This window comes from Candidatus Pelagibacter sp. Uisw_106 (assembly GCF_047724975.1).
Taxonomy (GTDB): domain Bacteria; phylum Pseudomonadota; class Alphaproteobacteria; order Pelagibacterales; family Pelagibacteraceae; genus Pelagibacter.
This window is the reverse complement of sequence record NZ_CP159819.1, coordinates 612,653-625,546: the sequence shown is the minus strand read 5'-3', so window position 1 is coordinate 625,546 and position 12,894 is coordinate 612,653. Positions and strand designations below refer to the sequence as shown.

Sequence of the window (12,894 nt, the reverse complement as noted above, 5' to 3'; positions counted from 1 at the left end):
TTCATAAAAATAAAAAAATTTAAACTAATAATGATTTTTTACCCAAAGAGGTATCAATGATATATTTTGCAACTTTTGTTTCATTAAAAAGTTTAAAATATTTCTTTTTACCATTCTCTGCTATTTTTTTTCTTAAATTATCATTTGCAGAGTAAAACTTAATTTTATCAGATAAATCATTTATATTACTATAAAAAATAATCTCATTATTGTTAAAAAAGTGACTCATTTCAACTTTTTCATCAATAAAAGTTAGTAATCCGTTTCCAATAACTGAAGCTATTCTGTTGCTAGAATAATATTTTGTTGGTTTGCCACGACTTAAATTTAAAGCCATTTTTGAATTAATAAGAGCGTTATTAAAGTTATTACCCCAAATTGGTTGTTTATTAGAAAAACCATAAAAGTCATATTTTATATTTGATATTTTTTTTACAAGTTTATCTAAAAATTCAACCCTATTATCCTCGGTACCTTTTTTAAGAGTAGCTCTATTTACACCATGACTCATTGCGTAAAAAAGATCTTTTTTTGGATTCATTTTAAAAACATTAAAACGCTCTATATTTTTATCTACGGGAACAAAGAAAAAGTGAAAATTGTCAGAATTAATCTTATTTTTTATAACAGATGGATCTGTTGTTATAAAATTATGATCTACAGAATTGGAATATAAGGAGATATTAGAAATATTTTGTTTTGAATAATTAAGACTTGGCATCACCGGATCCTCGTTCCATTGAGAAATAATTAGATTTTTATTAAAGGCTTTTAATTCATTAATTGTGTTCAGTTCAATATTTCTAGTATGACCAAAAAATAAAAGATCTGGATTATAGTTTTTACATGTTTCAACTAAATAATTTTGAAAATTAATCTTACTATTTTGTAGTAAATTAAATGTCTTGTTGGTTTTTATAAAATCTCTGTCACTAATTTCTAAAACATCATGACCATTTCTAGTGAAGCCATTTGTAAATTTTTTACCTAAAGAGATATTAAATAATCTATGATTAAGTTTTTGTCCTCGATTATATAAGTTTATAATCTTTATTTTATTGTTTAATATATTAATATTATATGAAGGATAAATACCTTCACGTATTTGATCAATCAATTTTGTATTAATAGACACAATATGCTTAACCTCTTTTCTGCTAATCTTTTGAATAAGCTTTCTTTTTTTATTATTCACAATTAATTTTTTTATCTCTTTATAGAGATTAATGTGATCAAGTTTTTTAAGTATGATGGCATGATTTGTAGTTTCTGTTAGACCACCTTTATTAGAAATAATTGTAGCACATCCTCTAGAAGATGCCTCTAATGCAGTTCTTCCAAAAGGTTCTTCCCATCTTGATGGTACAGCAGCAATTTCAGTTTGATTTAATATTTTTAATGTTTCTTTATGATTTAAAAAACCTAATTCTTTATGTTGCTTATGATTGATATAGATTGATCTGCGATCTTCATCACCAATAGATAATGCCTTCCATTTTGGATATTCATTTAAAATCTTTTGTATAGCATTTTTAAAAATATCATATCCTTTAGAATGATTAAGTCTTCCAACAAATGTAATATATTTATATTTTTTTGTAGCCTCATCTATATTTACACTTGGATAAATTATTTCTGTTTTAGCAGCAAGCTTAATGTCCATATTCAAAAAAAATCTATTTCTTACCCATTCACTTACAAAAACTATTTTATCAACATTTTTTAATAAATATAACCTCTCATCAATCGTTTTAGAGCCCTTCATGGATAATGGATCATTATGAAAATAAAAAATGAATCTATTTTCAATTTTTTTTAATAAATTGAATAAAATTAAAGGCCTATTATGAACCTCAATTAAGTCAAATTTTTTATTATTAATTTCTTTAATTAGATTATCACTATACTCGTTTGTGGTACTTTTGAATTTTGATTTTAAGCTTTTTAAATTTATATTAATATAATTTTTTGTTAAAAAATTTTTTGATTTTGTATTTCCATATATAAAATTATTTTTTTTAAACTTTGAATTTTTAAAGAATTCTGACACCCATAAAGATGCGGCGGAAGCTTTTTCTAAGGAATAATTTTCCTTATAGGGTAAAATTGTAGCAATACTAATTTTTTTTTTTTTAAATTCATTTAATAATTTAGATCTTTCTTTTCTATCTTTTTTAAGCTCATATTCAAATGAAAGAGCTTTATTTTTTGAAAAAAATCTTTTTTTATAAACAAGCTCCCACTTATAACCTTTTGTTGATTTAGCACCTTTATTTCTATTGTGGTTATCTAGTCTTTTATTGAAATTGTTTGTATATCCTACGTATGATTTATTTAAGAAGCCTTTTACAGTTTTTATAAAATAAACATAGTAAACCATAAATAGATATATTTTGGCGGTCCCTGGGGGAATCGAACCCCCCTTTGCAGGATGAAAACCAGCTGTCCTAACCGATAGACGAAGGGACCATGTTGTGATCTTTTATTTTAAAAGTCATTATTTATCAAGTGCAATTAACCTATAGGATAAGGTCTCTAATAGTTAATTGAAGAGTTTTTTTATTATTCCAGATATTTTCATTGATTTGACCTATTACATTAATGCTATTTTTATAACCCATTAAGTGTTCACCAATTTTTGTATTAACAGAATTAAACGATATTGATTTAATTGAAAATCCCGTTTTTGATTTTAATATTGAAGAAATATGTTTTTTATTTAACACTATCGGCCTAATTATTCTTAAATCCCTTAACATGAAAGTTGGTACTGAGTTTCCTGAGCCAAAAGGTTCTAATTTCTTTATATTATCATAAAAATCTTGATTAAAAGCTAATGATGAAATTTCAGACTCGTATGAAAATATATTATTATTTACAGTATTAGATTTTGAATAATCTTCTAATATATGGCCTTCAAAATCTTTAAGATTAATTTTATTTAGTGTAAATCCTGCAGCCATATTGTGACCACCACCACCTATAATTATTTCTTTATCTAACAAATTTTTAATTACACGACCAATATTGTAATTATAAACTGATCTAGCAGATCCTTTTAACAATTCATTAGATGCAGTTATTACAATAGAAGGTTTATTAAAATAATCTTTTAACCTTGCAGCTATAATGCCGATTAATCCTTCATTAATATTTGGATTATAATAAATGATTATTTCTTTGTTTTCCTTTTCAATTTTATGAAAGTCAATTTCATTTAATATTAAGTTTTCAATTTCTTTTCTTTTATTATTTAATTTAATTAAATGATTACATCTATCTTTTATGACCTGATGATTATTAGAAGATAATAATTCTGTGGCATATTGAGATTTACCCAATCGACCTCCAGCATTCAATATAGGGCCAATTAAATAACCAAGATCATTGATTGTAATTTTATTTTTTTTTTCGTTTAATTCAAACAAAGTATTAAGTGGTAAGTTTTTAGTTATATCAAAATTTTTAAGAGCATTTAATGCAATTAATCTATTAAGTTTCCGTAAGGGCATGACATCACATATTGTGGCTAATAAAACATATATTAGATAATCAGCTATATTTATTTCACTTTTAATTTCCTTAATTAGTAAATCTAAAAAAAAATAAGAAAGTGTTGTAGCGCATAAATAGTCATACTCCTTATAGCCATTATCTTTTTTTGGGTTTATAATTGAATTTGCTTTTGGATAAGGTTTGTTAATTTCATGGTGATCAATAATTAAGGACTTTATTTCATTATCATTTAAAAAATCTATTGCTTCATTGGATGTAGAGCCGCAATCAACCATTATAATCAATCTAGGATTTTCCAATATCAGTTTTTGGAATAATTTTTTAGTGGCACCATAGCCATCCTTTTCCCTGTCAGGTATATAATAAAAAAAAGAGTGATTTATACTTTCTAAAAACTTAACAAATAATGATGCAGCAGCAGACCCATCCACATCATAATCACCTAAAATACATATTTTTTCATTATTATTGATGGAATTAACAACAAGTTTAATGGATTTATTGAAATCTTCATTATTTAAAAAAACGTTGTTTAAATCTAAATCTGTATTGATTGTTGCAATTTCATCATCTTCAAATTTTTTTGAAATAATTAGTCTAGATAAAATATCACTAAAATTAAAATCTTGTTTTAATTTATCAACTAAGTTTTGATTGATTTTTTTTTGTACCCACTTCTTACCTGAAATAGAAATCATTCTTCAATAAGATTTGTTCTTTTTAAGATTTTTTTTAATTTTAAACTTTTATGTGTAACAAGTGTTTCGGTTGTATATTCATTATTATTTATTACTACTCCATTTAACATTTCGCTTGAGGTAATCCCTGTTGAGCAAAATATAGAGTCGCCTTTTATTATTTCATTTAATTCATATTTTTTATTTAAATCATTTATTCCCATTGCTTTTGCATCTTTAATATCTTTGTCGTTATCAAATATAAATCTTCCTTGAAAATGGCAGTCAAAACTATCAAGAGCTGATGCTGCCAAAACTCCTTCTGGACCACCTCCTATACCCAAAAAAATATCAACATTATATTTTGGATTTGCCACAAATAATGCACCAAGAACATCACCATCAGTAATTAATTTAATATTAATATTCAATTGTTTTAATTCATCAATTATTTTTTTATGTCTTGGTCTATCCATCACACATACTGTGAGTGATGTGATATCTTTGTTTAGAAAATCTGCAAGATTTGTAACATTTTTTTTTAATGAAAAATCTAGATCAACTAATCCTTTTTCAATTGGTCCAGTTGCAATTTTATCCATATAAGTTTCTGGCGCATTAAAAAGATTTCCCTTTTCAGCAATTGAAATAACTGATGTTGCTCCAGGTAAATTATTTGCTGCAAAATTTGTTCCTTCTAAAGGGTCAACAGCTATATCAAAATATGGACCATTTTTATTTCCAAGTTTTTCACCGGTGTAAAGCATTGGTGCCTCATCAAGTGAACCTTCACCAATAACAACTTCACCATTCATATCTATTTTATTTAATTCAGATCTCATTGAGTCAACGGCTGCTTGATCAGCAGCAATCTTGTCTTTTTTTCCAACCAAATAGGAAGATGCTAAAGCTGCCTTTTCAGAAACTTTTATGATTTGATCAACATACTTTTTATCAATAGACATTAATCTTTTTGAATAACTATTTCAGTAGAATTTATTACACTCTCAAATTCTCTTAGACGTTTATAAACACTTGCCAATTCTATAATGGTAGGCCAAGCTTTTAATAGGTATTGCATAGAACCTTCAACTCTTCCAAAAGCTCTTATAATTTGTTGCATAACACCTAATGTCACAACACCTGCTACAATAGCTGGAGCTAAGAAAACATACGCTGATAATACATTTGCTTGTAAGTAAGCCATACGACCAATATTAAAATATAAATACCTTGTGTAGCTTAAAAAGTGAATTGAACGAACTTCATCAAATAGTTCATTTATTGATTTAGGTCTAACGTTACCATCATCTTCAGCTACTACTAATATCTTTCTGTATGCAGCCTCTTTTTTTTGCAAGTCATATTCCACCCCAACTAAACGCAATATCCAACCTAATCCTATCAAGAATGCTGTACCACCCAATGTCCAAAGCAATGCACCAGTTATCAATCCATATTGCCAATCACCAAAAAAGAAGATTGGTATACCGACTGATAGCCCCAATAAAATTGGAGTAAATTGTATTAATACCATGACTGATTCAATAAAACTTGTACCTAAAGATTCCATAATACGGGTAAACTTAATTGTATCTTCTTGAACTCTTTGTGAGGCACCTTCTATTTTACGAGCTCTATCATAAACAGAATGATACCATTCCACCATCGCAGTTCTCCATCTAAATAAGAAGTGTGCTGTAAAAAAACTAATTACAACGTAAAGAGCTATATATATTCCAGCTAATGTAATAAATGATGCTAAATTTTCCCAGTACTCTTCAATTGTAATAGCGTTGGGTTTAGCAAGTGCTTTTTGAATCATATCGTAAAACACACCAAACCATTCATTTATTTTAACATCAATTTTTACTTGAACCCACAATGATAATAAAATTACAAATGAACCTAACCAAGACCATAATTGCCATTTTTTTTTTGTAAAAAATTTAAACATATAGATTATTTAAGAAAGTTATCAGCGTATGATTTTTTAATTGTTTTTCTTTTTTGTGGTTCAATTAATTCAAAATCAATTTTATTTTTTTTTGCATATTCGGTCGCTAGTTCTTTGGTTGAAAATTCTAAATTTAATTCTGAAAGAGTATTAGTGCTTGTCTCCCAACCCATTAAAGGGTTAACACCAACATTTTCAGTTTCAAATTTGATAACCCATTTGTCTGATTTACCCAGGCCTGACTGCATGGAATTTTTTGTAGGAATATAAATTTTTGCTTTTTTCATAAAATGGTCGGGGCGGCAGGATTTGAACCTGCGACCCTCTGGTCCCAAACCAGATGCGCTACCAGGCTGCGCTACGCCCCGATTGAGGTACTAATACATTAGATATTGATAATTTCAAAGAATAAAGAGCATCAAAAATAAGGCTTTTTTATAAGAATCAGATATACAACAATAATGATCATTACTTGTAATAATTGTAATAAAAAATTTGATTTAGACTCAAATTTAATTCCAGACATAGGTCGATTGTTGCAGTGTGCCAGCTGTAATCATAAATGGTTTTTTAAAAAAGAAATTCTTGAAAATACTGTAAGCCCAATTGTTGAAGATATTGACAATGATAACGTTAATGTTTTTGATCAAAACAACCCTACAAACAACAAGGAGATCAATCCATCAGGTATATCAAAGGAGAAGGTTGAAATAAATACAGTTGAAAAGCTTGATGAAAAAATTGAAATTTATAACAAAGAGGAAACAGAAAAAAATATTGAGGATAATATAAATGACGACATACCTGTTATATCCAAACCCAAAAAGCCAAAAAATTTTAAAATATTAAATTCTTTTATCGTAGCAATTATTTCGTTCGTAGCTTTCATAATTATTGTAGATACATTTAAAAATCCTATTAGGCAAGTTGTCCCAAATATCGAATTTATACTTTATAATCTTTATGAAAGTACTAAAGATATCTTGTTATTTATTAGAGATTTAACATAAAATTATGATCAAAAATCTTTCAAAACCTTTTAAATGGTTTTTTCAGTTAGAGGCAGCTAGTGGTCTTGTTTTGTTAATTGCTGCAATTATTGCTCTTGTAATAAGTAATTCTAGTTTTAGTAATTTATATTTTGACACATTAAACCAATACCTGTTTGTAGGTATTAATGATTTTGGTTTAAAACTTTCCGTACATCACTGGATTAATGATTTATTGATGGCAATCTTTTTTTTCTTTGTAACGTTAGAAATTAAACGAGAATTTATTCAAGGTGAACTTTCTAACTTAAAAAAAGCGTTACTTCCGATTATTGGTGCTGTTGGGGGAATGGTAGTCCCTGCCCTAGTCTATGTTTTTATAAACTTTGAGAATTCTGAAACATTGAATGGTTGGGCAATTCCATCGGCTACAGACATAGCGTTTTCACTAGGAATTTTATCTTTACTTGGTTCAAGAGTTCCAATTTCTTTAAAAATTTTTTTAACGGCTCTTGCTATCATTGATGACCTTGGCGCGATATTGATTATCGCTTTTTTCTATTCTGGTGATTTAAGCATAAGCTATTTAAGTTTAATTTTAATCTCATATATTTTATTACTTATCTTAAATAAATTTGGTGTTAAAAAGTTTATTCCCTATTTAATAATTGGTGCCTTCATGTGGTTCTTCACATATAAGTCTGGAATTCATGCAACAATAGCAGGTGTTCTTTTGGCTACGACCATACCTCACAGAATTAAAGACAAAGATTTCTCTTTATTAATTAAACTTGAGCATGCAATCAGTCCTTATGTTGCTTTTATGATAATGCCTATATTTGCATTTGCTAATGCAGGTGTGTCTTTAGAAGGATTATCATTATCATCTTTATTAGAACCTGTTCCATTAGGTATTCTTTTAGGGTTGTTTGTGGGTAAACAAGCTGGAGTTATGCTTATTTCTTTCTTTGCAGTTAAATTCGGTGTTGCACAAATGCCAGATAAATCTAATTGGTTAAGCCTATATGGAGTTTCAATATTAACAGGTGTTGGCTTTACAATGAGTTTGTTTGTTGGAAACTTAGCATTTGCTGAAAATATTCAGTATATAGATGGTGTAAAAATTGGTGTTCTTGCAGGATCTTTACTTTCTACAATATTTGGATATTTTATATTATTATATGCCTCTAAAAAATAATTCATGCTTTATAAAAATAATTTATTAATCCTACTAATTATCTCAATGTTCACATTTTTTGAAAAAGTTGATGCTAAATACGAAAAGCTTTTTTTTGATCACTCAATAAAGAATATTAATAATGAAACTATTGATTTAAATCAATACAAAGGAAAAACTATACTTTTAGTAAATGTTGCTAGTAAATGTGGTTTCACTAAACAATATACAGGCCTTCAAAACCTTTATGAGAAGTATAAAAACAGAGGTTTCTATGTAATCGGTGTTCCATCAAATCAGTTTGGCGGACAAGAACCAGGGTCTAATTCTGAAATTAAGGATTTTTGTGAAACTAATTTTAATATTACATTTCCAATAACTGACAAAATAGATGTTAAAGGTGAAGATGCTCATGATTTATATAAATGGGCAAAAAAAAATTATGGTAACTCGACTGTTCCTAAGTGGAATTTTCATAAAATTTTAATTAATAAAGAAGGAAAAATACAAGACACGTTCAATTCTTTTATTACACCAATGTCAGATAAAATAACAAAACAAATAGATTTAATTCTATAATCTAACGGTCATACCATCAAAACCAGGAATAATATTTTTAGGTAATTTTTTTTTAAGTTTTGCATAGTCTAAATCACTATGCATATTTGTTAATATAGTTTTTCTAGGAGTGAGGATTTTAACTATTTCCAAAACTTGATCTAAATTGAAATGTGCTGAATGATTACGGTACCATAGACAGTCAATAATCAAGTATTTTAAATTTTTTAATTTTTTGTAATCTTTCTTAAAGAATAAACTAATATCACTTGCATAGGCTAATTTATTATTAATTAGATAGCATATGCTGTTAATCCTACCATGTTGAACTGGTATTGATTCTATTTTAATTTTCTTATTTCTATTTGTAATTTGATGTTGTTTTTTAAGACTATTAATACTTAATGTGGATGGATAACCGTAAGATGATTTGAAGCAATATTTAAAAGTGGAAAGCAAATATTTTTTAGTTTTAGAGTCCGCATATACTGGAATTTGTTTCTTGCTTATTAAGAAAAATGGGCGAAGATCATTAATACCATGTGTTTGATCTGCGTGAAGATGTGTATAAAAAACTCTACTAATAGATCTAATCTTATTTTTTAGTAGTTGTGACCTCAAATCTGGAGATGTATCTATCAAAATATTTTGATCCTCAAATTTAATTAAAGCAGAACATCTTGTTCTAAAATTTTTTTTATTATTTAAATCACAATTACCAGTATATCCATCTATTCTAGGAACACCCATAGAGCTGCCACTACCTAATATGATAAATTTAAGAGACATTATAGATTAAAAAGTCTATTAAAATTTTTAGTTGTTAAATTGGACATTTCCTGATTTGTCTTTTCCTTTAAAATGGATAATTTTTCCAGAGTATATTTGATAAAACTTGGTTCATTTTTTTTTCCCCTCATAGGTATAGGAGCTAAAAATGGGCTATCTGTTTCAACAAGTAGTTTATCTAAAGGAATATTTTTAAAAGTTTCCTGAAGATCTAAACTACTTTTAAAAGTAATTATTCCACTTGCTGAAAAAAACGCATCTAATTCAAGTAATTGATTTGCAAAATTTAATGAACCGGTAAAACAATGCATTAAAATTTTTAATTTTTTTGATTTATATGATTTTAGGATTTCATATGTTTCATCCTCAGCATTTCTAGAATGTATGATAATAGGCATGTTAAGCTCTATAGAAGCCTCTATATGGCCTTTAAAGCTATCAATTTGTCTTTCTTTGTTGCTATGATTATAAAAAAAATCTAACCCAGTTTCACCTATACCAATAATTCTTTCATTTTGATTTATTTGATTAATTATATAATTTTTATTAATTAAAAGACTTTCCTCAGTTTCATGAGGGTGAATACCAAACGTACCATAAATCATTGGATCTAATTTAATAATATTCTTTATTCTGTCAAAACTTTCTACTGTAGTGCATATCGTTAATAGTTTTGAGATACCAACTTCTTTAGATCTTTTTATAACATCACTTAAATTCTCAAATAAAGGTTCATGATCTAAATGACAATGAGAATCAATCATCTTTCTTTTCAATTTTTTTAAATAAAATATCTATTTTGTTAATAGGTTTTCCAGATACAAGATAGTCATGTTTGGCAATAGATTCGAAATTAATTGCATCTACATTTAGATTAAAAATCTTTAAAGCTTTTTCTATTGAACTTGGGATTATTGGATAAAGCATGAATGATATTTTTCTGATCATTTCTAATGATGTGTAGACAATTGTGTTTAATCTATCTTTATCATCTTTTTTTTTCCAAGGTTCTTGATCATTAAAATACTTATTTGCTTCAAATAAAGCACTAATGATGAAATTAATATAATAATTAATATTTTGATTATCAATTTCAGTACGTATTGCCGTTAAATTATCAGTAAATTTATTTAGCATCACTAAATCTTCATCATTAAATTTTTTATTGTCTGGTACATATGAGGAGCAATTTTTCTCAGCAAATGCAGTAACTCTTTGACATAAATTTCCATAATTATTAGCTAAATCACTATTGATACAATCCTCTAACCTATCTTGTGAAATGTTACCATCATTACCAAATGAAACTTCTTTAATTAAATAATATCTTAACGGATCAAGACCATAAATTTCAATAATATCTAAAGGATCAAGAATATTTCCTTTTGATTTGGACATCTTTTCATCACCAGATAAGATCCAGCCATGACCATAAACTTTCTTAGGTAAAGGTATTTTCGCTGCCATTAAAAATGCAGGCCAATATACAGAGTGAAATCTTAATATATCCTTACCTATTAAATGAACAGATGCAGGCCAAAATTTTTTAAACAGTGCATCATTTGTATCTGGATAGTTTAAAGCGCTTATATAATTAGTTAGAGCATCGAGCCAAACATAAATTACATGATCTGGACTGTTAGGCACCTTAATACCCCAAGAGAATGCTTTACGACTTATAGATAGGTCTTTTAACCCCCCTTTTACAAAGCTAATTACTTCATTTTTTCTAGATTTTGGTGAAATAAAGTCGGGATTTTTTTCATAATAATTTAGTAATTCATCTTGCCATTTAGACAGCCTAAAAAAATAAGACTCTTCCTCTATCCATTCAACTGGTGAACCAGATGCAGTTGCTATCTTAAAGTTTTCTTTTTCAGTAATTTCTTCATCACCATAGAAAGCTTCGTCAGAAACAGAATACCAGCCGGAATATTTCGATAAATAGATATCATTATTTTTTTCAAGTTCTCTCCATAAATGTTGAACTGTTTTTTTATGTCTTTCTTCGGTAGTTCTAATGAAATCAGTATTAGATAAATTTAATGTTTTTGAAAGATCTCTAAATGTTTGACTAATTTCATCACAAAAAACCTGAGGATCGACATTTTTTTTCTCCGCTGCTCTTTGTATTTTTAAACCGTGTTCATCTGTACCTGTTAAAAAATGAACATCAAAACCATCTATACGTTTAAATCTGGCAAAAAAATCAGCAGCAATGCTTGAATATGCATGACCCATATGAGGTTTCGCTGATGGGTAGTAAATTGGAGTCGTAATATAGTAATTTTTATCCATTTATAAAAACTTTGATTTAAATTCTAAAAACAAACTTTCTTCATCCAGATTAAACTTTTCTGTATCATGAATTTTTTTTATAAATTTATGATAAAAATTAATTAATGAAATCTTCGTATTTGTTATCATGTATTTTTTTAGAAAAAATAACTCAATTAAGTTTATTAATAAAACTTTTATAGGTTTATTTTTCTTGTAATAATTATTTTCTATTATTAAGTTTATAAAACTTGAAATAGTGTGATCTTTTAAATTAATTGATTTTTCTTCAGCAAAATTAAATAAACTAATGATTTCACCAGGAGAATTATAATAACTCAGTAAGTCATAATTAACAAATTCAAGTACATTTTTTTTAAGTATTGAATTTGAGATATTTATTGAATTATTAAATGTTAAACTAATCTTAAATGTTAAACATCGTGATTTAAGTGTCGGTAGCATATTTTTTTCACTATTGTTTATTAAGATAAAAAAAACATTTTCATTTGGCTCTTCAATAATTTTAAGCAATGCATTAACAGAATTTTTGTTAAGATTTTCAACATTATCTATTAAAATAAATTTTGCCATATTATTAAATGTTGATTTATTAGTATAATTAATCATTTCACGAATTTGTGCAACGTCTATGCTTTTTTTTTCACTTAATAGATCTATTAAATAGAAATTAGGATGAGAGTTATTTTGTAATAGTTTATAAGATTTATTTTCTTTATTAATTCTAAAATTTTCTAAATTATATTTAAACATTTCATTTTTGGATAAAATATAGTTTATTAAATGATAAGCTAAAGTTGATTTTCCTGTTCCTTTTTTACCAGAAAGTAAAATTTTATTAGGCATCTTTTTTTGATTATATAGACCTACAATCTCAATAAAAAAATTTTTTATACCATAAATCTTAGTATTTTCAGATGGTTTTAAATTCAT

Annotated in this window: 12 protein-coding genes and 2 tRNA genes; 3 read left to right on the top strand and 11 right to left on the bottom strand. The window is 26.9% G+C overall.

Annotation, left to right across the window (positions count from 1 at the left end; genetic code table 11):
• Positions 1–19 precede the first annotated feature (19 nt).
• The 7 genes from ABXT45_RS03365 to ABXT45_RS03335 all read right to left on the bottom strand — a co-directional run bounded on the left by ABXT45_RS03365 (position 20) and on the right by ABXT45_RS03335 (position 6,518).
• Entirely contained in the window at positions 20–2,380 is a 2,361-nt protein-coding gene (locus ABXT45_RS03365; protein ID WP_415314362.1) for a glycosyltransferase, read from the bottom strand.
• Positions 2,381–2,394: 14 nt separating this feature from the next.
• Positions 2,395–2,469, bottom strand: a tRNA-Glu gene (locus ABXT45_RS03360).
• A 50-nt stretch (positions 2,470–2,519) separates the two neighbouring features.
• Positions 2,520–4,214, bottom strand: a complete 1,695-nt coding sequence (gene recJ, locus ABXT45_RS03355; protein ID WP_415314361.1) for a single-stranded-DNA-specific exonuclease RecJ — start codon at positions 4,212–4,214, stop codon at positions 2,520–2,522.
• Positions 4,211–5,158, bottom strand: a complete 948-nt coding sequence (gene glpX / locus ABXT45_RS03350; RefSeq protein ID WP_415314360.1) for a class II fructose-bisphosphatase — start codon at positions 5,156–5,158, stop codon at positions 4,211–4,213. The genes recJ and glpX overlap by 4 nt, the downstream gene beginning before the upstream one ends.
• A complete protein-coding gene (locus tag ABXT45_RS03345; RefSeq protein WP_415314359.1) occupies positions 5,158–6,150 on the bottom strand; it encodes a putative transporter in 993 nt (330 codons plus the stop codon). Before ABXT45_RS03345 ends, glpX begins: the two co-directional genes overlap by 1 nt.
• Positions 6,151–6,155: 5 nt before the next feature.
• The gene (locus ABXT45_RS03340; protein WP_415314358.1) at positions 6,156–6,437 is read right to left on the bottom strand and encodes an ETC complex I subunit; all 282 of its coding nucleotides are present in this window, start codon (positions 6,435–6,437) and stop codon (positions 6,156–6,158) included.
• A gap of 4 nt (positions 6,438–6,441) precedes the next feature.
• Positions 6,442–6,518: transfer RNA gene (locus ABXT45_RS03335), tRNA-Pro, on the bottom strand.
• Positions 6,519–6,611: 93 nt separating this feature from the next.
• Here ABXT45_RS03335 and ABXT45_RS03330 point away from each other — a divergent pair.
• Genes ABXT45_RS03330 through ABXT45_RS03320 form a run of 3 tightly spaced genes read left to right on the top strand, consistent with a single transcriptional unit; the run spans position 6,612 to position 8,895 of the window.
• Entirely contained in the window at positions 6,612–7,160 is a 549-nt protein-coding gene (locus ABXT45_RS03330) for a zinc-ribbon domain-containing protein (RefSeq protein WP_415314357.1), read from the top strand.
• A gap of 4 nt (positions 7,161–7,164) precedes the next feature.
• On the top strand, positions 7,165–8,337 hold the full coding sequence (nhaA, locus tag ABXT45_RS03325) for a Na+/H+ antiporter NhaA (RefSeq protein ID WP_415314356.1): 1,173 nt from the start codon (positions 7,165–7,167) through the stop codon (positions 8,335–8,337).
• A gap of 45 nt (positions 8,338–8,382) precedes the next feature.
• Entirely contained in the window at positions 8,383–8,895 is a 513-nt protein-coding gene (locus ABXT45_RS03320; RefSeq protein ID WP_415314355.1) for a glutathione peroxidase, read from the top strand.
• On the opposite strand, the gene ABXT45_RS03315 is transcribed toward ABXT45_RS03320, so the two are convergent.
• From ABXT45_RS03315 to ABXT45_RS03300, 4 genes are read right to left on the bottom strand one after another with little or no spacing between them, the layout of a single operon-like run.
• Positions 8,890–9,663 (bottom strand): MBL fold metallo-hydrolase, encoded by a 774-nt coding sequence (locus ABXT45_RS03315; protein WP_415314354.1) that lies wholly within the window; start codon positions 9,661–9,663, stop codon positions 8,890–8,892. The two genes, ABXT45_RS03320 and ABXT45_RS03315, sit on opposite strands and share 6 nt — an antisense overlap.
• Positions 9,663–10,427 (bottom strand): TatD family hydrolase, encoded by a 765-nt coding sequence (locus tag ABXT45_RS03310; protein ID WP_415314353.1) that lies wholly within the window; start codon positions 10,425–10,427, stop codon positions 9,663–9,665. Before ABXT45_RS03310 ends, ABXT45_RS03315 begins: the two co-directional genes overlap by 1 nt.
• Positions 10,420–11,961 carry a methionine--tRNA ligase gene (gene metG, locus ABXT45_RS03305; RefSeq protein ID WP_415314352.1) on the bottom strand — a complete coding sequence of 514 codons (1,542 nt, stop codon included), beginning with the start codon at positions 11,959–11,961 and terminating at the stop codon, positions 10,420–10,422. The genes ABXT45_RS03310 and metG overlap by 8 nt, the downstream gene beginning before the upstream one ends.
• Positions 11,962–12,894 (bottom strand): AAA family ATPase, encoded by a 933-nt coding sequence (locus tag ABXT45_RS03300; RefSeq protein WP_415314351.1) that lies wholly within the window; start codon positions 12,892–12,894, stop codon positions 11,962–11,964.

Excerpts from the sequence above, each read along its gene's own strand:
- ABXT45_RS03300 (WP_415314351.1), bottom strand. The coding sequence starts at position 12,894 with ATGAATTTAAAACCATCTGAAAATACTAAGATTTATGGTATAAAAAAT.
- metG (WP_415314352.1), bottom strand. The coding sequence starts at position 11,961 with ATGGATAAAAATTACTATATTACGACTCCAATTTACTACCCATCAGCG.
- nhaA (WP_415314356.1), top strand. The coding sequence starts at position 7,165 with ATGATCAAAAATCTTTCAAAACCTTTTAAATGGTTTTTTCAGTTAGAG.
- recJ (WP_415314361.1), bottom strand. The coding sequence starts at position 4,214 with ATGATTTCTATTTCAGGTAAGAAGTGGGTACAAAAAAAAATCAATCAA.
- ABXT45_RS03365 (WP_415314362.1), bottom strand. The coding sequence starts at position 2,380 with ATGGTTTACTATGTTTATTTTATAAAAACTGTAAAAGGCTTCTTAAAT.
- ABXT45_RS03320 (WP_415314355.1), top strand. The coding sequence starts at position 8,383 with ATGTTCACATTTTTTGAAAAAGTTGATGCTAAATACGAAAAGCTTTTT.
- glpX (WP_415314360.1), bottom strand. The coding sequence starts at position 5,158 with ATGTCTATTGATAAAAAGTATGTTGATCAAATCATAAAAGTTTCTGAA.
- ABXT45_RS03310 (WP_415314353.1), bottom strand. The coding sequence starts at position 10,427 with ATGATTGATTCTCATTGTCATTTAGATCATGAACCTTTATTTGAGAAT.
- ABXT45_RS03330 (WP_415314357.1), top strand. The coding sequence starts at position 6,612 with ATGATCATTACTTGTAATAATTGTAATAAAAAATTTGATTTAGACTCA.
- ABXT45_RS03345 (WP_415314359.1), bottom strand. The coding sequence starts at position 6,150 with ATGTTTAAATTTTTTACAAAAAAAAAATGGCAATTATGGTCTTGGTTA.
- ABXT45_RS03340 (WP_415314358.1), bottom strand. The coding sequence starts at position 6,437 with ATGAAAAAAGCAAAAATTTATATTCCTACAAAAAATTCCATGCAGTCA.
- ABXT45_RS03315 (WP_415314354.1), bottom strand. The coding sequence starts at position 9,663 with ATGTCTCTTAAATTTATCATATTAGGTAGTGGCAGCTCTATGGGTGTT.